The 19,609-nt window shown below is 71.7% G+C and carries 19 protein-coding genes; 8 read left to right on the plus strand and 11 right to left on the minus strand.

Annotated elements, in window-relative coordinates:
• Window positions 1-33: 33 nt before the first annotated feature.
• Both HZZ00_RS26325 and HZZ00_RS26330 read left to right on the plus strand, forming a co-directional pair.
• On the plus strand, window positions 34-663 hold the full coding sequence (locus tag HZZ00_RS26325; protein ID WP_180328780.1) for a hypothetical protein: 630 nt from the start codon (window positions 34-36) through the stop codon (window positions 661-663).
• Window positions 664-740: 77 nt separating this feature from the next.
• Entirely contained in the window at window positions 741-1,163 is a 423-nt protein-coding gene (locus HZZ00_RS26330; protein WP_180328781.1) for a thioesterase family protein, read from the plus strand.
• Between the two features lie 52 nt (window positions 1,164-1,215).
• Here HZZ00_RS26330 and HZZ00_RS26335 read toward each other — a convergent pair whose 3' ends face one another.
• From HZZ00_RS26335 to HZZ00_RS26365, 7 genes are all read right to left on the minus strand, one after another.
• Entirely contained in the window at window positions 1,216-2,541 is a 1,326-nt protein-coding gene (locus HZZ00_RS26335; protein WP_180333714.1) for a nucleobase:cation symporter-2 family protein, read from the minus strand.
• 285 nt (window positions 2,542-2,826) lie between these two features.
• Window positions 2,827-4,206 (minus strand): 8-oxoguanine deaminase, encoded by a 1,380-nt coding sequence (locus tag HZZ00_RS26340; RefSeq protein ID WP_180328782.1) that lies wholly within the window; start codon window positions 4,204-4,206, stop codon window positions 2,827-2,829.
• A gap of 125 nt (window positions 4,207-4,331) precedes the next feature.
• Complete coding sequence (gene pucL, locus HZZ00_RS26345; RefSeq protein ID WP_180328783.1) at window positions 4,332-5,279, minus strand: factor-independent urate hydroxylase; 948 nt, start codon at window positions 5,277-5,279, stop codon at window positions 4,332-4,334.
• A gap of 4 nt (window positions 5,280-5,283) precedes the next feature.
• The gene (uraH, locus tag HZZ00_RS26350; RefSeq protein ID WP_180328784.1) at window positions 5,284-5,691 is read right to left on the minus strand and encodes a hydroxyisourate hydrolase; all 408 of its coding nucleotides are present in this window, start codon (window positions 5,689-5,691) and stop codon (window positions 5,284-5,286) included.
• Between the two features lie 3 nt (window positions 5,692-5,694).
• On the minus strand, window positions 5,695-6,207 hold the full coding sequence (uraD, locus tag HZZ00_RS26355) for a 2-oxo-4-hydroxy-4-carboxy-5-ureidoimidazoline decarboxylase (RefSeq protein ID WP_180328785.1): 513 nt from the start codon (window positions 6,205-6,207) through the stop codon (window positions 5,695-5,697).
• A 127-nt stretch (window positions 6,208-6,334) separates the two neighbouring features.
• The gene (locus HZZ00_RS26360) at window positions 6,335-6,697 is read right to left on the minus strand and encodes a helix-turn-helix domain-containing protein (protein ID WP_180328786.1); all 363 of its coding nucleotides are present in this window, start codon (window positions 6,695-6,697) and stop codon (window positions 6,335-6,337) included.
• Window positions 6,694-6,957 (minus strand): hypothetical protein, encoded by a 264-nt coding sequence (locus tag HZZ00_RS26365; protein ID WP_070025688.1) that lies wholly within the window; start codon window positions 6,955-6,957, stop codon window positions 6,694-6,696. Before HZZ00_RS26365 ends, HZZ00_RS26360 begins: the two co-directional genes overlap by 4 nt.
• Window positions 6,958-7,115: 158 nt before the next feature.
• On the opposite strand from HZZ00_RS26365, the gene HZZ00_RS26370 reads away from it, so the two are divergent.
• The 3 genes from HZZ00_RS26370 to HZZ00_RS26380 all read left to right on the plus strand — a co-directional run bounded on the left by HZZ00_RS26370 (window position 7,116) and on the right by HZZ00_RS26380 (window position 10,600).
• Window positions 7,116-7,973, plus strand: coding sequence for a TIM barrel protein (locus tag HZZ00_RS26370; protein ID WP_180328787.1), 858 nt, complete (start codon window positions 7,116-7,118; stop codon window positions 7,971-7,973).
• Window positions 7,974-8,015: 42 nt separating this feature from the next.
• The gene (locus tag HZZ00_RS26375) at window positions 8,016-8,930 is read left to right on the plus strand and encodes a 2-hydroxy-3-oxopropionate reductase (protein ID WP_180328788.1); all 915 of its coding nucleotides are present in this window, start codon (window positions 8,016-8,018) and stop codon (window positions 8,928-8,930) included.
• Between the two features lie 206 nt (window positions 8,931-9,136).
• A complete protein-coding gene (locus HZZ00_RS26380) occupies window positions 9,137-10,600 on the plus strand; it encodes a catalase (RefSeq protein ID WP_180328789.1) in 1,464 nt (487 codons plus the stop codon).
• A gap of 310 nt (window positions 10,601-10,910) precedes the next feature.
• Here the strand turns inward: HZZ00_RS26380 and HZZ00_RS26385 are convergent, their stop codons facing one another.
• Window positions 10,911-12,110, minus strand: coding sequence for a Shedu anti-phage system protein SduA domain-containing protein (locus HZZ00_RS26385; protein WP_180333715.1), 1,200 nt, complete (start codon window positions 12,108-12,110; stop codon window positions 10,911-10,913).
• Between the two features lie 96 nt (window positions 12,111-12,206).
• Between HZZ00_RS26385 and HZZ00_RS26390 the strand changes: the two genes are divergently transcribed.
• On the plus strand, window positions 12,207-12,440 hold the full coding sequence (locus tag HZZ00_RS26390; RefSeq protein WP_180328790.1) for a hypothetical protein: 234 nt from the start codon (window positions 12,207-12,209) through the stop codon (window positions 12,438-12,440).
• A gap of 63 nt (window positions 12,441-12,503) precedes the next feature.
• Here HZZ00_RS26390 and gcl read toward each other — a convergent pair whose 3' ends face one another.
• Window positions 12,504-14,291, minus strand: a complete 1,788-nt coding sequence (gene gcl / locus HZZ00_RS26395) for a glyoxylate carboligase (RefSeq protein WP_180328791.1) — start codon at window positions 14,289-14,291, stop codon at window positions 12,504-12,506.
• Window positions 14,292-14,555: 264 nt separating this feature from the next.
• On the opposite strand from gcl, the gene HZZ00_RS26400 reads away from it, so the two are divergent.
• Window positions 14,556-15,281 (plus strand): hypothetical protein, encoded by a 726-nt coding sequence (locus HZZ00_RS26400; protein WP_180328792.1) that lies wholly within the window; start codon window positions 14,556-14,558, stop codon window positions 15,279-15,281.
• 33 nt (window positions 15,282-15,314) lie between these two features.
• Here HZZ00_RS26400 and HZZ00_RS26405 read toward each other — a convergent pair whose 3' ends face one another.
• Window positions 15,315-16,928 (minus strand): AMP-binding protein, encoded by a 1,614-nt coding sequence (locus HZZ00_RS26405; protein WP_257585367.1) that lies wholly within the window; start codon window positions 16,926-16,928, stop codon window positions 15,315-15,317.
• Window positions 16,925-18,598: an AMP-binding protein gene (locus HZZ00_RS26410; protein ID WP_180328793.1), complete on the minus strand. Its 1,674-nt coding sequence runs from the start codon at window positions 18,596-18,598 to the stop codon at window positions 16,925-16,927. The genes HZZ00_RS26405 and HZZ00_RS26410 overlap by 4 nt, the downstream gene beginning before the upstream one ends.
• A gap of 151 nt (window positions 18,599-18,749) precedes the next feature.
• Between HZZ00_RS26410 and HZZ00_RS26415 the strand changes: the two genes are divergently transcribed.
• Window positions 18,750-19,598: a response regulator transcription factor gene (locus tag HZZ00_RS26415; protein WP_257585369.1), complete on the plus strand. Its 849-nt coding sequence runs from the start codon at window positions 18,750-18,752 to the stop codon at window positions 19,596-19,598.
• Window positions 19,599-19,609 lie beyond the last annotated feature (11 nt).

Consider the following 19,609-nt stretch of genomic DNA (forward strand, 5'->3'; position numbering starts at 1 on the left):
TACGACCCCGGCGGTTCCGGGAAGGAGCGCATCGTGACCCGACCGCCGACCGCCGCCCAGCGCCGGCTGATCGACGCCGCCGACCCGGTCACCGGACGGCTGCGCGGCACGGAAGCCCAGCTCACCGCGCTGGTGCGGCAGGGGCTCGCCTTCCGCCACCCGCGCCCGCCGCACGACCACTTCCTCACCCCGGCCGGGCAGCGGATACGGGAGGCGGAGCCCGGGACACCCGCACGGCAGGACCCGGCCCCCGCGAACGAGGTGTTCGCCGCGCGCGCCGGCGGGGCGCACGAGCCGGTCCCGCCCTCCGCGGCCGCCCGGCTGCGCGAGGTGCGCGGAGCCTGGCAGGGGCTGCTGGAACTGCGCCGGATGACCAATCCGGACGGGGCGGTGGACCGGCCGTGCGGCTGGGAGCGCGGCCATCTGGTGCGGGCCGCGGCCCTCGCCCTGGAGGCGGCCGGGCACCGGCCGGCGACGGCGGAGACGGACGGGTACCGGGTCCGGGCCACCCCGCAGCCGGACGCGGTCGCCGTGTACGCGCCGGACTCGGCGGCCCTCGCGGCGTGCGCGGAAACGCTGGAGCGGGCGGGCTGGCAGCCGGGCGAGTACACCGAGCCGCGCACCCGCAGGCGTTATCTGCTGGCCTCGCCCCGCCGGGTGTGAGCCGCCACCGCGCGTGCGAAGATCACCGGTGCGCTGTCCCGGGGCAGTGCGCCGTGCCGGAGCAAGAGGGGAATGCCGTGAGCGAACCGTTTTCCGTCCGCGTCACCGTCCGCGGTTACGAGACCGATGTACAGGGCCACCTCAACCAGGCCGTGTACCTCAACTACGCGGAGCACGCCCGCTGGTCGCTGCTCCAGGCCGCCGGGGTGTCGCAGACCGGTCTGGTGGGCACCGGGGTGGGACCCGTGGTCCTGGAGACGACGATCCGCTATCTGCGCGAACTCCTCGCCGGCGACGAGGTCGAGGTGACCTGCGCTTTCCACTGGTCCACCGGCAAGACCTTCACCATCCGCCAGGAGATGCGCAAGCCGGACGGCACCCTCTGCGCCGAACTCACCGGTGTCGGCGGCCTGCTGGACCTCAAGGAGCGCAGACTGATCGCCGACCCCGCCAAGGTCTTCAAGGAACTGGCCACGGACGCTTCGCTGTTCGGCCTGTGAGCGGGCGGCACGGGGCACGGCGCCTGGCCGTACCCCGTGCCGGTGCCCCCCCTCAGTGCGCCGACGCCAGCTCCTCCCCCGCCTCCATCGGATGCGTGACGTCCTGCGCGTCCCGTCCCCGGCCCAGGTGGTTGAAGACCAGGTTGAGCACGACGGCCGCGACGCAGCCCGTGGAGATGCCCGAGTCGAGGACGATCCGCACGGTGTCCGGGAAGGCGTGGTAGAAACCGGGCGCCGTGATCGGGATGATGCCGACGGCGAGGGAGACGGCGACGATCAGCACGTTGTTGTCCTTGTCCAGTCCGGCCCGGACCAGGGTCTGGATGCCGCTCGCGGCGACCGAGCCGAAGAGGACGACGCCGGCGCCGCCGAGGACCGGGCGCGGCACGACGGCGATCAGCGAGGCGGCCGCCGGGCACAGGCCCATCAGGACCAGGAAGCCGCCGCCGGCCGCCACCACGAAGCGGCTGCGGATCCGGGTCATGGCCACCAGGCCGATGTTCTGCGCGAAGGCGCTGCACATGAAGCCGTTGAACACGGGGCTGAGGGCGGAGCCCAGGGTGTCGGCGCGCAGTCCGGCCGCGATGGTCCGCTCGTCGGAGGGCCGTTCGACGATCTCGCCGAGGGCCAGCATGTCGGCGGTGGACTCGGTCATCGAGACCACCATCACCACGCACATCGACAGGATCGCGGCGATGTGGAACTGGGGGGCGCCGAAGTGGAAGGGCGTCGGGAAGCCGACCACGGCGGCCTTGGCGACCGGGGAGAAGTCGGTGACACCGAACGGGATCGCGATCAGGGTGCCGGCGAGCAGCCCCAGCAGCACCGCGATCTGCTTGACGAAGCCGCGGGTGAAGCGGCGCAGCAGCAGGACGATCAGCAGGGTGAGGCCGGCCAGGGTGAGGTTGGTCGTCGAGCCGTAGTCGTGGGCCGACGCGTCGGGGCCCTGGGCCCAGCCGAAGGCGACCGGCAGCAGCGAGACACCGATGAGGGTGATGACCGAGCCGGTGACGACCGGTGGGAAGAAGCGGACGGCCTTGCAGAACACCGGGGCGGCGAGGAAGCCGAGGACACCGGCGACCATGACCGCCCCGAAGATCATCGGCAGGGCGTCGGACTTGTCCTTGGCGGAGGCGATGATCGCCGTCATGGGGGCGACGCCGGCGAAGGTGACGCCGTTGACGAAGGGCAGCCGGGCGCCGATCTTCCAGAAGCCGAGGGTCTGGAGGAAGGTGGCGAGGCCGGCCGTGAACAGACAGGCACCGGTGAGGAAGGTGAGGTCGGTGCCGGACAGGCCCGCGGCGGCGCCGACGATCAGGGGCGGGGCGACGACCCCCGCGTACATGGCGGCCACGTGCTGGAGGCCGCTGGTCGCCATCTTCAGGGCGGGGAGTTTCTCGTCCACCGGGTGGACTGCTGGCACGTCGACGGTTGGGGCGGACACGGCGGCTCCTCCGGTCGGTTAAGACACGTCGGCTGTGGACGTGGGTTTCAGGGAGGTGGTGCGCGGTCGTGCGGGACCGGTAGGACCCAGGCGGGTCGCGAACGGAGACCGTTCCGGGGCGCACGCGTCCACGCGCGCGCCCCGGAGCCGGCCGCCATGGACCCCGCTCGGGTCCACGGCTGCCGGCCGGGAGCCGTCCCTCCCGGCCGGAGTCGGGGGTCAGCGCTGGGCGGCGATCCGCGCCAGCCGGCGCGCCTGGTCACGGGTGGTGCGGGCGATGGCGTCCTCGTCGACCGTCAGCAGCCGTCCGTCCTCGACGATCTGCCGGCCGTTCACGAAGGAGGCGGTGACCGGGGCGGCCGCGCCGAAGACCAGCGCGGTCACCGGGTCGGCGATGGAGGAGTGGGCGAGGGTGTCCATCCGCCACAGCACCAGGTCGGCCAGCTTCCCGGCCTCCAGCGAGCCGGTCTCGGCGGCGCGGCCGAGCACCCGGGCGCCGCCGTGGGTGCCGAGCCGCAGGGCCTGCCGGGCGGTCAGCGCGGCTTCCTTGTGCGCGCCGAGCCGGTTGATGAGCAGGGCGTTGCGCAGCTCGGTGTGCAGCTCGCCGGACTCGTTGGAGGCGGTGCCGTCGACGCCGAGGCCGACCGGGACGCCGGCGGCGAGCATGTCGGGGACCCGCGCGATGCCCGCGGCCAGCCGGGCGTTGGACGAGGGGCAGTGGGCGACACCGGTCTTCGTGCGGGCGAACGCGGCGATGTCGGAGTCGTTCATGTGGACGCAGTGCGCCATCCACACGTCCTCGCCGAGCCAGCCGGTGGACTCGAAGTAGTCGGTGGGGCCCACGCCGAACAGCTCGTGGCAGAACTTCTCCTCCTCCACGGTCTCCGAGCCGTGGGTGTGCAGCCGTACGCCGAGCCGGCGCGCCGACCCGGCCGCCTCACGCATGAGTTCGGTGGAGACGGAGAAGGGGGAACAGGGTGCGACGGCGACCTGGGTCATGGCGTCGGGGGACGCGTCGTGGTGCTCGCGCACGGTGGCCTCGGTCGCGGCGAGCGCGTCCTCCAGGCTCTCGACGGCGAAGTCCGGGGGCAGGCCGCCGTCCTTCTCGCCGCGGTCCATGGAGCCGCGGGCGAGGGTGAAGCGGACGCCCGTCTCCCGGGCGGCGCGGATGATCGCGCCCGACAGGTCGCCGGCGCCCCGGGGGTAGACGTAGTGGTGGTCCATGGCGGTGGTGACGCCGCCGCGGGCCATCATCGCGAGCGAGCCCTGGGCCGCCGCGTAGGCCATCGGCTCGTCGATGCGCGCCCAGACGGGGTAGAGCGCGACGAGCCAGTCGAACAGGTTGTGGTCGGTGGCCAGGCCCCGGGTGATCCACTGGTAGAAGTGGTGGTGGGTGTTGACCAGGCCGGGGGTGGCGAGGTGCCCGGTGGCGTCGATCCGGCGGACGACGTTCTCCAGACCCTCGGGTGCCGTGCCCGCGCCGAGCGCCTCGATGCGGTTGCCGGCGAGGACCAGGTACCCGGAGGCGTACTCGGTGTCGTCGGCGTCGACGGTCGCGATCGAACAGTTCTCGATGACGGTGCGCTGGGCTGCTGCCATGTTTCGTCCTTTTCGCTCAGCGGACTTCTGTGGGGAGGGCACGGCAGGACCCTGGGAGATTTGAGTGCCGCGGCCGGAGCCCGGTGGGGTGGTACCCCGGCCGCGGGTGCCGAAAAGGAGGTGGATCAGAGGTTGGTGAGGTCCACCGGGATCCTCGGCTCGCAGCCGTCCCGGAGGATGGTCGCCTCGATCAGCCCGTAGGGCCGGTCGGCGGCGAAGTAGACCTCGTTGTCGTTCTTCAGGCCGAACGGCTCCAGGTCGACCAGGAAGTGGTGCTTGTTGGGCAGCGAGAAGCGGACCTCGTCGATCTCGCTGCGGTTGTTGATGATGCGCGAGCCCATCTGGAACATCGTCTGCTGGAGGGAGAGGGAGTAGGTCTCGGCGAAGGCGTGCAGCATGTGCTTCTTGACCTGCTCGTAGGACTTCTCCCAGTTGGGCATCTTCTGCTCGTCGTCGGTCCAGTTGAACCGCCAGCGACCGGCGACCGAGGTGGCCAGGATGCGGTCGTGGGCCTCCTGGAGGGTGGTGTACTTGTCCTTGACGTAGCCCCAGAACTCGGAGTTGGTGGAGTTCATGACGGTCAGGTCCTTGAGGCCGGAGATGACCTCCCAGGTCGAGCCGTCGTAGGTGATCTGCGTCAGCCGGGTCTCCTGGCCCTTGCGGACGAAGGAGTGCTTGACCTCGTCGGCGCCGATGAACCTGGAGTTGGCGTCGGAGGTCTCGATCCGCTCCCAGGCGTACTCCTCGATCCGGATCCGGGCGCGGTGGATCGGCTCCTGCGAGGTGACGAAGTGGCGGGCGAGGTGGATGCCGAACTGCTCGGCGGACTCGATGCCGTACTCCTTGGCGAACGCGAACACCGTGTTCTTGGTGGTGTCGGTCGGCAGCACATTGGCGTTGGAGCCGGAGTAGTGGACCTCTTCCATGTCGCCGCTCAGCGACACCGAGACGTTGAGGTCCTTGATGTGGTGGGTGGCGCCGTCCCGCGTGATCTTGACGACTCGGTTCTCGGCCTTGCCGTACTGGTTCTGTCCCAGCATCACAGGGCCGGCAGGGCGGGAATTGACGGTCATGTAGCTAGCTCCCTCGGTAAACGGAGTAGCCGAACGGGTTGAGCAGCAGCGGTACGTGGTAGTGCTCGCCCGGTACGACGGCGAAGGTGATCGCCACTTCCGGGAAGAACACGGCCGGTCCGCTGTCCCGAGTCGCGGGGGCGTCCTGCTGCGCATCGGCTTGCTGGTTCGCGGCTTGCTCTTCGAAGTACGGCTCGACGGCGAAGTCGAGCCGTACGTGAGTGGTCCCCTCCGGCAGGGCCGGCAGGTCCTTGCACCGGCCGTCGGCATCGGTCGCGGAGCCGCCGAGCGCCCGCCAGTCCGCCGCGCGCCCGGAGCGGGCGCTGAGATGGACGGCGACGCCGGCGGCGGGGCGGCCGACCGAGGTGTCCAGGATGTGCGTGGACACGGAGGCGGTGGTGCTGGTGCTCATGGGTCAGGCGTCCTCTTCGACGAGTCGGGCCAGTCGGATGCGGTTGATCTTCCCCAGCTCGGTGCGGACGATCTCCCGCTCCCGTTCGGGTGTGTTACCGATCCGCTCCTTGACCGCGTCCCGCATCTGCTCGCCGGTGCGGCCGGTGGCGCAGATGAGGAAGACATGGCCGAACTTCTCCTGGTAGGCCAGGTTGAGTTCGAGCATTTCGGCCTTGAGCCGGTCCGAGGCGCCGGCCATGCCGCGCTGTTCGCGTGCGGAGGCCGGATCGCCCGGCCGGGGCCGCCCGATCGGCGGGTGCCCGGCCATCGCCTCGTCGAGGTCGGCGGCGGTCAGCTCGGCCGTGGCGGCGTCGCTTTCGGCGTAGAGCTCGTCGGCGGTGGCGTAGGGGCGGGCGGCGGTCAGCCGCCGCACCCATGCGCTGGAGGCGCACGCCTCGTGGAGCACGGCGGAGGCCGCCCGCTCCTCCAGATCGTTGAACCGGGCCAGACCCGGGGGCGTGAAAGTCGACGTCACGGGAGCCTCCGTGGCCAGTTTCGGCCTTCGTGCTGAACGGGCTGCCGATAGCTAACGCTCCCGAAAACGCCGCGTCAACACTTTGTTGAAAAATCCGCGTAACAAGCCGGGCGGGCCCCCGGGGTCCTCAGGCGCCCTTCTCCCGGTTGAGGTAGTTGTAGACCGTGAAGCGGCTGACGCCCAGCGCGCCCGCCACGATCTCCACACCGTGGCGCACGGAGAAGGCGCCCCGCGCCTCCAGTATCCGCACGACCTCCTGTTTGGCCTTGCGGTCCAGTTCGGACAGCGGCCGGCCCTCCTTGCGCTCCATCGCGGCGAGGATGTGATCGAGGGAGTCGGCGAGCTGGGGCAGGCGTACGGCGACGGCGTCGACGCCCTCCCAGGCCAGCACGACGTCCTCCGGGCCGGCCTCGTCGGGCGGGATCATGACCCCGCCCATGGCGTCGACCAGCGGTTTCACGGCCGCGATGAACGACTCGTCCCCGGTCATCCATCACCCTCCCCGCCGTCGTCGGCCAGCACGTTGACCTGGAGCGAGATCCGGGTGGCTCCGGCCTCCAGGCTCTTGCGCAGCAGCGCGTCCACCGAGGCGAGCACCCGCTCGGCGGCACCTTCGGCGGTGTTGCCGAACGGGCCGACGTCCACCGCGTCCAGCCCTGCCGTCTCTATGACCTCCCGCGCCGCCAGGGCGTGGGCGGGGGCCTCCTCCAGGTCGAAGGGTTCGGTCGTGAACTCAACTTTCAATCGCACGCGCACAAGGTAGCGCGCGGCGCGGACACCGGGATCCTCCGTCGGCGACCGTCCCGCGGACCCCCTTGACAAGCAGCGACACCCGACGGCAGTCTTCCATTACGCAGAAACAAACTTCCGTAATACGGAATACGACCACGGAAGGGAGCGCGTCCCGAATGCCAGGTTTCGACTTGAGCACCGCCGCAGACCAGCGCTTCGACGTCAACCTGTCGATCCTCTTCACGGAACTCCCGCTCCTGGAGCGCCCCGCGGCCGCCGCCGCGGCCGGCTTCACCGCGGTCGAGCTGTGGTGGCCCTGGGTCGACACCCCCACCCCGGAACGCGCCGAACTGGACGCCCTGAAGCGGGCGATCGAGGACGCGGGCGTCCACCTGACCGGGCTGAACTTCTACGCGGGCCGGCTGCCGGGCCCGGACCGCGGCGCCCTGTCGGTCCCCGGCGAGGAGTCCGAGCGCTTCCGCGCCAACATCGAGGTGGCCGCCGGCTTCGCGCACTCCCTGGGCTGTACGGCGCTGAACGCGCTCTACGGCAACCGGATCGAGGGCGTGGACCCGGCCGAGCAGGACGCGCTGGCGCTGGAGAATCTGGTCCTCGCGGCCCGCGCCGCCGACCGGATCGGCGCCACCTTGCTGATCGAGGCGCTGAACGAGCCCGAGTCGCCGGCGTACCCGCTGGTGTCGGCGCCGGCCGCGGTGGAGGTCGTCGAGAAGGTCAACGCGGCGACCGGCCTCGGCAACGCGCGGTTCCTGATGGACCTGTACCACCTGGCCATGAACGGCGAGGACCTGCCGGCGGTGATCGACCGGTACGCGGCGCACACCGGCCATGTGCAGATCGCCGACAACCCCGGCCGCGGCGCCCCGGGCACCGGCTCGCTGCCGCTCGCGGAGCTGCTCGGCCGGCTGCGGAAGGCCGGTTACGACGGCTGGGTGGGCCTGGAGTACAAGCCGGGCGACCGGCCGAGCGCCGAGGCCTTCGACTGGCTCCCCCGCGAGGCGCGCGCGGCGCGCTGAACCCCCTGACTTGGCACGGCAGTTGAGAGAGGCCTTTTGAGCATGAGCACTGTTGCGGATTCCTCCCGCCCCGCCCGTCCGGCGATCGCCTGGATCGGCCTCGGCATCATGGGCTCCCCCATGTCCGAGAACCTGATCAAGGCGGGTTACGACGTCACCGGCTACACCCTGGAGCAGGCGAAGCTGGACCGGCTGGCCGCCGCCGGCGGCCGGGCCGCCGGATCGATCGCCGAGGCCGTGCGCGACGCCGATGTGGTGATCACGATGGTGCCCGCGTCCCCCCAGGTCGAGGCCGTCGCCTACGGCCCGGACGGCATCCTGGAGAACGCGCGGCCCGGTTCGCTGCTGATCGACATGTCCTCGATCACCCCCCAGACCTCCATCGACCTGGCCGCCGCCGCGAAGGACAAGGGCATCCGGGTGCTGGACGCCCCGGTGTCCGGCGGCGAGGCCGGGGCCGTCGAGGCCGTGCTGTCCATCATGGTCGGCGGCGAGCAGGCCGACTTCGAGCAGGCGCGGCCCGTCTTCGAGGCACTGGGCAAGACCATCGTGCTGTGCGGCCCGCACGGCTCGGGGCAGACCGTGAAGGCCGCCAACCAGCTGATCGTCGCCGTGAACATCCAGGCGTGCGCCGAGGCCGTGGTCTTCCTGGAGAAGTCCGGCGTGGACCTCAAGGCCGCGCTCGACGTGCTCAACGGCGGCCTCGCGGGTTCCACCGTGCTCACGCGCAAGAAGGCCAACTTCCTCGACCGCGACTTCACGCCGGGCTTCCGGATCGACCTGCACCACAAGGACATGGGCATCGTCACCGACGCGGCCCGCAACGTCGGCGCGGCCCTGCCGGTCGGCGCGGTGGTCGCCCAGCTGGTCGCCTCGCTGCGCGCCCAGGGCGACGGCGGCCTGGACCACTCGGCGCTGCTGCGGGCCGTGGAGCGGCTCTCCGGCGCTCAGGTCTGACGGCCCTTCGAGGGCCGGCCCTCCAGACGTCCGGGCCGCGGCGCCGTCGACACCTGTCCCGTCGCGCCCACGCGGTGCCGCGGCCCGGATCCAAACTCAACAAACTGTTGACGCCCTGTTCACCCCACTTCTAGGCTCCACGCAGACTTCTAGGCTCCACAACGCGGAATACCTTTTCCGCCGCCCACCCGCATGGAAGGTCCACGATGTCGCAGCGCGTGCTCACGACAGAGTCCGGCGCCCCGGTCGCCGACAACCAGAACTCCGCCACCGCCGGCGTCGGCGGCCCGCTCCTGCTCCAGGACCAGCACCTCCTGGAGAAGCTCGCGCGCTTCAACCGTGAGCGGATCCCGGAGCGAGTGGTGCACGCCCGTGGCTCCGGCGCCTACGGCCACTTCGAGGTGACCGACGACGTCACCGGCTACACCCACGCCGACTTCCTGGGTGAGGTCGGCAAGCGCACCGAGGTGTTCGTGCGGTTCTCCACGGTCGCCGACAACCTCGGCGGCGCGGACGCGGTGCGCGACCCGCGCGGGTTCGCGGTCAAGTTCTACACCGAGGAGGGCAACTACGACCTCGTCGGCAACAACACCCCGGTGTTCTTCATCAAGGACCCGCTGAAGTTTCCCGACTTCATCCACTCGCAGAAGCGGGACCCGTTCACCGGCAAGCAGGAGCCGGACAACGTCTGGGACTTCTGGGCGCACGCCCCGGAGGCCACGCACCAGGTGACCTGGCTGATGGGCGACCGCGGCATCCCGGCGTCGTACCGGCACATGAACGGCTACGGCTCGCACACCTACCAGTGGACGAACGCCGAGGGCGAGGCCTTCTTCGTCAAGTACCACTTCAAGACCAACCAGGGCATCCGGTCCCTGTCCACCGAGCAGGCGCAGGAGCTGGCGGGCAAGGACCCCAACTCGCACCAGACGGACCTGCTCCAGGCGATCGAGCGGGGCGTGCACCCGTCCTGGACCCTCTACGTCCAGATCATGCCGGCGGCCGAGGCGGCGGACTACCGCTTCAACCCGTTCGACCTGACCAAGGTGTGGCCGCACCGGGACTACCCGCTGCGGCGGGTGGGCCGGCTGGTCCTGGACCGCAACCCGGACAACGTGTTCGCCGAGGTCGAGCAGGCCGCGTTCTCGCCGAACAACTTCGTGCCGGGCATCGGGCCCTCGCCGGACAAGATGCTCCAGGGCCGGCTGTTCGCCTACGCGGACGCCCACCGCTACCGGCTCGGCGTCAACCACACGCTGCTGCCGGTCAACTCGCCCAAGGCGGTTCCGGGCGGCGCCCGCAACTACGGCCGCGACGGCTTCATGGCCGCCAACTCCCAGGGCCGCTACGCCAAGAACTACGAGCCGAACTCCTACGACGGCCCGGTGGAGACCGGCCGCCCGCTGTCGGCGCCGCTCGCGGTCTCCGGCCACACGGGCACCCACGAGGCGCCGCTGCACACCAAGGACGACGACTTCTTCCAGGCGGGCGAGCTGTACCGGCTGATGTCCGAGGAGGAGAGGTCCCGGCTGGTCGCGAACATCGCCGGCGGCCTCGCACAGGTCTCCCGCGACGACGTGATCGAGAAGAACCTGGCGCACTTCCACGCCGCCGATCCCGAGTACGGCAAGCGCGTGGAGGAGGCGGTCCACGCCCTGCGCGAGGACTGAGCGGCAGGCGATCCGCAAGCGGCGTACGGAGACCGACTGGCGTCGGTCCTCCGCACGCGGCCCGCGCGGCGCCGTGCGGCCCGGATGAGGGGTCGCCGTACGGCGCGGGCGCGGGCAGGGCGAGGACCGCGGTGGTGTGCGAGCCAGTGCGGTGGTCAAGGAGCGGGGCATCCGTCTCGACCTGAGGGAAGGGTCTCCCGCCTCCGTCGCACCCCCGCGGTCCCACTCGCCCGACCGACCCCGTCCGGCGGCGCGAAAGCCCTGTCGCGCCCGAGCTCGCGCCGTCGGACGGCACCAACGCCCCCGCTCCCTACGCCGGTTCCCCACCCGCGGCGAGGGAGCGTTCGGCGTTGTCGAGCAGTTCCTTGTAGGTGAGGACCTCGACGCGGGTGACATGGGCGTTGTACGTCCGCAGCGTCTCGCCGACCTCCTCCTCGGGCACGTCCGGATGCAGACCGGGGTGCCCGGCGAGCACGAGCGCGCCGGCCCTGCGGGTCTCGATGCCGAACTCCGCGCGGATGCGCGCGCGGTGCTCGTCCAGCCCGACCAGGTAGTTGACGGCCTGCCCCACGGCCTCGTGCACCGCGTCGGCGGGCACCCAGGCGTTGCGGTGCCGCCGGATCAGGGGCCTCTTGAGCCCCATGGCCCGCTTCAGCTCGACGATGTGCAGGGCACCGTCGGCGCGTATCAGCGGGAGGTCCACCTCGTCACCGGGCACCAGCCGGCGCCGGGCCGCCTCACCGACGTACCGGCCGCCGAAGATCCAGTGGTTCCCCCGCAGGGCACGCTGGAGGTCCGCTTCCGTGGCCGTCGTGTCCTCGACGACCGCCCGTAGCGCCCGGAGGCCGGCGGCACGGCGCTGGAGTTCGGCGGCCCGGAGGATCAGCCGCCCGTCGCGGTCGGCGGCGAGCAGCGCGAGGGCCCGCGGCGAGGTGGCGATGCGGCGGGCCTGTGCCGCGGGGTCCTCGACGTCGATCCGGTCGCTGCCGAGCAGGCGCTCCAGCCACAGGGAGGTCTCCGCCATGCCGCGCGGGACGACGTAGCGCCCCGGCCGGTCGTCCGGGGCCTGGAGGAAGGCGGTGTCGGCGCCTTGGGCCCTGAAGTGGCCGAGCACCTCTTCCGCGCTCGCGCCGGGGTGGTCCCTCAGATACGCCTCGCTCGCCGCGACCAGCCACTCGTGCATGGCGCGCAGGGAGGACGCCACGAAGTCGCGCTTGCGCTCGCTGCGCGCCCCGTCCTGGAAGAGCCGGTACCGCTCGGCGAAGTCCGGCTGGAGGATGCGGCCCTGCGCGTAGTCCAGCGAGTCCTGGAGCAGGCGGACGACCTGCCACTCCCCCGCGGCCGCCGCGGCCCCCCGGGCCGCCTCCAGGAGCCGTACCAGCTCCTTGCCCTCCCTGCGTCTGCCGGGGCTGCCGCTGTGCATGTAGGCGAGGACCGCCGCCAGTGCCGCGTGCACGGTGTCGTCGGCGGCCTCCTTGCCCACCTCGCGCAGCTGCCACTCCAGTGTCATGTCGCTTCGCACACCCATGGCGGAAGTGTGGCGGCCCCCACTGACAGCGGCGGGTTCCGATGTGCGTTCTTGGGCGGGGCGCCGCACGCTGAAGGCATGGGACATCCGGCGCGGCACCCGCACATCGTGGTCCACCCGCCCGCCCTGGACGGTTCGAGGCGGGTCACCGAGGGAGAGGTGACACTGGGGCTCGCGTCGCACCTGGACGACGTGGTGGAGATCCTGCGGCTGGCCGACCTGGACCGGATCGAGGTCGAGGAGGACGACCTGATCGAGTGGCAGGGCGGCGGGCCCGAGGACTGGCCGGGGCTGTCGGAGCACGAGGTGTAGCGGTGGACGGGAAGAAGGGGCGGCCCCCTGTGGCGGGGCCGCCCCTTTCCGGTGCCGGGAGCGTCAGACCTTCAGCGGGCTGATGGCCGTCGGGGCGTGGGAGCGCTCCGTGGCCAGGGGTTCGAACTCGGTGATGTCGCTGATGTCCATGGTGCGGCTCATCGAGATGTTGGTGACCCGCTCCAGGATCGCCTCCACCACCACCGGCACGCGGTACTCCGCGGCCAGCTTCTTCGCCTCTTCGAACGCCTCGCCCAGCCGGTCCGGCTCGGTGACCCGGATCGCCTTGCAGCCGAGGCCCTCGGCGACCTTGACGTGGTCCACGCCGTAGACGCCGATCTCGGGCGTGTTGATGTTCTCGAACTCCAGGTTGACCTGGAAGTCGATGTCCAGGCCGAGCTGCGCCTGGCGGATGAGGCCGAGGTAGGCGTTGTTCACCAGGACGTGCACATAGGGGATACGGTGCTGGGCGGCGGCCGCCAGTTCCTCGATCAGGAACTGGAAGTCGTAGTCGCCGGACAGGGCGACCACCGGCGCCTCCGGGTCCGCCTTGGCGACGCCGATCGCGGCCGGGATCGTCCAGCCGAGCGGTCCCGCCTGGCCGCAGTTGATCCAGTGCCGGGGCTTGTAGACGTGCAGCATCTGGGCGCCGGCGATCTGGGAGAGGCCGATCGTGGTGACGTACCGCGTCTCGGGGCCGAAGGCCCTGTTCATCTCCTCGTAGACGCGCTGCGGCTTCATCGGCACGTCGTCGAAGTGGGTGCGGCGCAGCAGCGTGGCCTTGCGCTCCCGGGTGGCGGCGACCCACTGCGTGCGGTCGGGGAGCCGGCCCGCCGCCTTCAGCTCCCGGGCCACCCGCACGAACAGCTCCAGCGCCGCCTTGGCGTCGGAGACGACCCCGTAGTCCGGCGGGAAGATCCTGCCGATCTGGGTGGGCTCGATGTCGACGTGCACGAAGGTGCGGCCCCGCCGGTAGACGTCCAGCTTGTAGCCGGTGTGCCGGTTGGCCCACCGGTTGCCGATGCCGAGGACGAAGTCCGACTCCAGGAAGGTGGCGTTGCCGTACCGGTGCGAGGTCTGCACACCGACCATGCCCGCGTTCAGCTCGTGGTCGTCGGGCAGCGCGCCCCAGCCCATCAGGGTCGGGATGACCGGGGTCCGGGTCAGCTCGGCGAACTCCGTGAGCAGGTCGCAGGCGTCGGCGCCGATGACGCCGCCGCCGGCCACGATCACCGGGCGCTCGGAGGCGAGCAGGTAGGAGATCGCCTTCTCGATCTGGGCGCGGGTCGCGGCGGGCTTGTACACCGGCAGCGGCTCGTACGTGTCCGGGTCGAACTCGATCTCGGTCTGCTGGACGTCGATCGGCAGGTCGATCAGGACGGGTCCCGGCCGGCCGGAGCGCATCAGGTGGAACGCCTGCTGGAAGACGCCGGGCACCTGCGCGGCCTCCAGCACGGTCACCGCCATCTTCGTCACCGGGCCCGCGATGGCGGCGATGTCGACGGCCTGGAAGTCCTCCTTGTGGATCACGTGCGTGGGCGCCTGGCCGGTGATGCACAGGATCGGGATCGAGTCGCCGGCGGCCGAGTACAGGCCGGTGATCATGTCGGTGCCGGCCGGTCCCGACGTGCCGATGCACACGCCGATGTTGCCCGGCCTGGCCCGGGTGTAGCCCTCGGCCATGTGCGAGGCGCCCTCCACGTGGCGGGCGAGGGTGTGGTGGATGCCGCCGCCCTCCTTGAGGGCCTTGTAGAACGGGTTGATCGCGGCGCCCGGCACACCGAAGGCGTCGGTGACGCCCTCGCGCTTGAGGATCTCAACTGCCGCGCGGGCAGCGGTCATACGAGCCATCGAGTACTCCTGCCTCGGTGTCGGATGCGTACTCCCGTCGCGCCCCGCGGTGAGCACGGTGTTCGGAAGGTCCGAGCTCCGCTCCACTTCCGTAGCGCGGATTTCGTATAGCGGAATTTCACTTCTACTATCTGGAAGCAATGTAGGGGTGAGTGTTGACCTCGTCAAGAGACGCCAAGACACCGGGCAAGCGCCGGACAAACGCCGTACGAGGGGGCACCATGGGGTCGCCGTCCCGAGGTTTCGTGCGAGAGTGAGTGGGCCATGCCCGAGAGCGTGCCGGTGCGTTGTCCGGCCTGTCGGCGTGCGCACGTCTACACCGCCCCGGCGTATCCCTGCGTCTGCGGGGCGCCGACGGCGCCGCGGCTGGATCCGCTCGCCGCGCCGGTGGTGGCCGAGCACCGGTCCTGGGACGACGAGTGGATCGCCGTGCCGTGCGCCGGCTGCGGGCACCTCGGCCACTGGCCGCGGCCGGAACTGGGCTGCCCGTGCGGCACGGTGCTGCGGATCCCGGTGGCGGGCGACACCGCGGACCCCGCCGGGGACCCGTCGCCGCCCGGCCCGGCCCCGACGCGCCGCGTCTTTGGGCCGCACGCCGTGCGCACCGCACGGGACGCGGTCACCGCGACGGCGCTGTATATGGGCCGGCTCGGCTACGCGGACATCCGCCGCGCCGACCAGCGGCCGGTGAACGGCATCGGGCTGGCCGCGCGCGGGCTGCTGGCGCAGGTGGACCCGACCGTGCGGCCGGCCGCGCCGCGGGACGTGGAGTGCCTGTGGCTGACGGCGATGACGGAGTCCGCCGACTGCGCCTACTTCTCCCTCGCCGGGTACACCGACGCCGCCCGCGGCTGCGCGGACGGCCTGGGGGTGCCGCTGTTCGTGCTGGACCTCGCGGGCGTCCCGCAGCCGGTGAACGACCGCGCCGACGCCCTGGACGCGGACGGCGCCCCGGAGCCGGGGCGCCGGGCCAGGGACCGACGGGAGTGAACCGGGGGCGGGACGAGCGCCCCGCCCCCCGGCTCAGTCCCGGTAGCGCTCGCGCAGTTCGATCTTCCGCACCTTCCCGGACACCGTCATCGGGAAGGAGTCGAGGATCGTCAGCCTGCTGGGGACCTTGTAGTGGGCGAGCCGGTCCCGGCAGAAGGCCCGCAGCTCCTCCAGGGTGAGCGGGTCCGCCGGGTCGCGCGGGATCACACAGGCCAGCACCTCCTCGCCGTACTTCTCGTGCGGCACTCCGACGACCTGGACGTCCCGGATCTTCGGGTGGGCGTAGAGGAACTCCTCGATCTCGCGCGGGTAGATGTTCTCGCCGCCCCGGATGATCATGTCCTTGATGCGGCCGACGATCTCCACATAGCCGTCCTCGCGCATCACCGCGAGGTCCCCGGTGTGCATCCAGCGGCCCGCGTCGACGACCTCGGCGGTGCGCTCGGGTTCGTCCCAGTAGCCGAGCATCACGCTGTAGCCCCGGGTGCACAGCTCCCCCGTCTCGCCCCGCTGCCGGGTGACACCCGTGGCGGGGTCGACGATCTTGACCTCCAGGTGCGGCAGCACCCGGCCCACGGTGGCGGTGCGGTGCTCCAGGTCGTCGTCGGTCCGGGTCTGGAGGGAGACCGGCGAGGTCTCGGTCATCCCGTAGCAGATGGCGACCTCGGCCATGTGCATCTCGGCGACCACCCGCTTCATCACCTCCACCGGGCAGGGCGAACCCGCCATGATGCCGGTGCGCAAGGTGGAGAGGTCGTAGGAGGCGAAGTCCGGGAGGTTCAACTCCGCGATGAACATGGTCGGTACGCCGTACAGGGACGTGCACCTCTCCCGCTGCACCGCCTCCAGGGTGGCCCTCGGCTCGAAGGACGGGGCCGGGATCACCAGGCAGGCGCCGTGCGAGGTGGCCGCCAGATTGGCCATCACCATGCCGAAGCAGTGGTAGAAGGGGACCGGGACGCAAATCCGGTCCCGCTCGGTGTACTTGACCAACTCCCCGACGAAATACCCGTTGTTGAGGATGTTGTGGTGGGAGAGGGTCGCGCCCTTCGGGAAGCCGGTGGTGCCCGAGGTGTACTGGATGTTGATCGGGTCGTCGCAGGACAACTCCGCCTCACGGGCCGTCAGTTCCGCCCGGTCGACGGTGGCGCCGCGCGCGGCGAACGCCTCCCAGGACGGGTCCCCGAGGTAGACGACCTCGCGCAGTTCACGGCACCGCCCGCGGACCTCCTCGACCATGGCGCGGTAGTCGCTGGACTTGTGGGCGACGGAGGCGAACAGCAGCCGGACACCGGACTGGCCGAGGACGAACTCCACCTCGTGGGTGCGGTAGGCCGGGTTGATGTTGACCATGACGGCGCCGACCCGGGCGGTGGCGTACTGCACGAGCACCCACTCGGCGCGGTTGACCGCCCAGATGCCCACCCGGTCGCCCTTGGCGATGCCGCTCGCCAGCAGGGCGCGGGCGAGCCGGTCCACGTCGGCGTCGAAGGCGGCGTAGGTCCAGCGCCGCCCGGCGGCCACGTCGACCAGGGCCTCGCGGTCCGGCCAGGTGGCCGCCGTACGAGCGAGGTTGGCGCCGATGGTGTCGCCGAGCAGCGGGGTGGTGCCCGTGCCGTGGGCGTACGACAACTGCCGTGCGGTCACCGGAAGTCCTCCTCGCGGTACTCGTCCGCCGAACCCTGGGCGGTGGCCTCGCGCAGTTCGATGCGGCGGATCTTGCCGGAAACGGTCTTGGGCAGTGCGCCGAACTCCAGGCGGCGGATGCGCTTGTAGGGGGCGAGCACCCGGCGGGAGTGCTCGAAGACGATCTTGGCGGTGTCGGGTCCGGGCTCGTAGCCCTCGGCGAGCACGACGTACGCCTTGGGCACGGCGAGCCGGAGTTCGTCCGGGGCGGGCACGACGGCCGCCTCGGCCACCGCTGGGTGCTCCAGCAGCGCGCTCTCCAGCTCGAACGGGCTGATCTTGTAGTCGGACGCCTTGAAGACGTCGTCGGCGCGGCCGATGTAGGTGAGGTAGCCGTCCTCGTCGCGGGCGGCGATGTCACCGGTGCGGTAGTAGCCGCCCGCCATGGCCTCGGCCGTGCGGTCCGGATCGCCGTGGTAGCCGGCCATCAGACCGACCGGGCGCGCGGCGAGGTCCAGCGCGATCTCACCCTCGGCGGCGCCGGGCGCGCCGGTGACCGGGTCGAGGAGTTCCACGCGGTAGCCGGGGCTGGGGCGGCCCATGGAGCCCGTCTTCAGCCGCTGGCCGGGGCTGTTGGAGACCTGGACGGCGGTCTCGGTCTGGCCGAAGCCGTCCCGGATGGTCCGCCCCCAGGCGCGCCGCACCTGTTCGATGACCTCGGGGTTGAGCGGCTCGCCCGCGGCCACCACCTCGCGCGGCGGGGTGCGCAGCTGCCCCAGGTCGGCCTGGATGAGCATGCGCCACACGGTCGGCGGGGCGCAGAAGGTGGTCACCCCGGCGCGGTCCATCTCGGCCATCAGCCGGGCCGCGTCGAACCGGCCGTAGTTGAAGATGAAGACGGTCGCCTCGGCGTTCCACGGGGCGAACAGGTTGGACCAGGCGTGCTTGGCCCAGCCGGGCGAGGAGATGTTCAGGTGGACGTCCCCGGGCTTGAGACCGATCCAGTACATGGTGGCCAAGTGGCCGATGGGGTACGAGACATGGGTGTGCTCGACCAGCTTGGGGCGGGCGGTGGTGCCGGAGGTGAAGTAGAGCATCAGGGGGTCGTCGGCGCGGGTCGGGCCGTCGGGCGTGAAGCCCGCGGGGGCGTCGTACGCCTCCTCGTACCGCGTCCAGCCCTCCCGCGGATCGCCGCCGACGCGGATGCGGGTGTAGGAGCCGGGCACCTCCTCGAACTTGTCGGCGTCCTCGGCCCGGACGATCACGTGCCTGATCCGGCCGCGCTCGACGCGGTCGCGCAGGTCGGCGGGGCCGAGCAGCGGGGTGGCCGGGATGACGACGGCGCGCAGCTTCATCGCGGCCAGCGCGGTCTCCCACAGCTCGGCCTGGTTGCCGAGCATGACCAGCACGCGGTCCTCGGCGGCGACGCCCCGCGCGCGCAGCCAGTTCGCGACCCGGTCCGAGCGCTCGGACAGTTCGGCGAAGGACAGTCTCGTCTCGTGGCCGTCCTCCTCCACGATGTGCAGCGCGGTGCGGTCGTTGCCGGCGGCGATCACGTCGAACCAGTCCAGCGCCCAGTTGAAGTGCTCAGGCCGGGGCCACTCGAACCCGTCGTGGGCGGTGGCATAGTCCTCGCGGTGTGCCAGCAGGAAGTCCCGTGCGTTCCTGAAGGCCTCGGTCGCCGTCGTCATCCGTCGTCCTCCTATGTTCCCGACCATTGCCGGGCGGCTCCCCCGCATCGTCTAATCCGTGATGCAGGTCTCACTACCCCCGAACGGGGGTGTGGTCCGCGCGTGCACGGGGGGTGTGGTCCGCGCATCAGCCGCACCGAGGGAGCGACGAGTGACAGCACAGGCCGTGACGGTGGTGGAGATCCGCGGGGCGCTGCTCAGCCTGCGGCGGGCGACCGGGCTGCCGGTCGCGTTCGGCGGGCTGGTCGAGTCCGGCCGGCCCCAGGTGCGCATCAGCGAGCTGAGCGGCACGGCCACGGCGGCGCTGCGCTGCCTCGCGGTGTCCTCCGGCAGCGGTCTGGGCGGCAAGGCGGTGGCGCTGGCCCGGCCGTGCGCGGTGACGGACTACTCCAGCTCCCGGCAGATCAGCCACGAGTACGACGTGCCGGTGGCCGCGGAGGGCATCCGCTCGGTGCTCGCGGTCCCGGTGGTGGTGCGGCGCCGGGTGCGCGGGGTGCTCTACGGCGCGCTGCGCTCGGCCCAGCCGCTCGGCGACCGGGCGCTGGGCGCGGCGGTGGCGGTGGCGCGGGACGTGGAGCAGTCGCTCGTGGCGCGGGACCAGGCGCGGGAGTTGCTGGCGGCGGTCCGGCCCGAGCCGGCCGGCGAGGTGCGGGTGGCGGCCGGGACGGGGCCGGCGGCCTGGGAGCAGGTGCGCGAGGCGCACGCGGCGCTGCGGGCGCTGGCGCCCCGGATCACCGATCCGGACCTGCGGGCCGAACTGCTCGCCGCCTGCGGTCTGCTGACCGCGCCGCGCCCGGCCGACGGGCCCGCTCTGGCGCCGCGCGAGCTGGACGTGCTGTCCTGGGTGGCAGCCGGTGCGACCAACGCCGCGGTGGCCGAGCGGCTGGGGTTGCGCCCGGAGACGGTCAAGGGTTATCTGCGCTCGGCCATGCGGAAGCTGGGCGCCCACACCCGGGGGGAGGCGGTGACCGCGGCACGCCGGGCGGGGCTGCTGCCGTAGCCCCAGGAGAG

The organism is Streptomyces sp. NEAU-sy36 (genome assembly GCF_013423905.1).
Classification (GTDB): domain Bacteria; phylum Actinomycetota; class Actinomycetes; order Streptomycetales; family Streptomycetaceae; genus Streptomyces; species Streptomyces misionensis.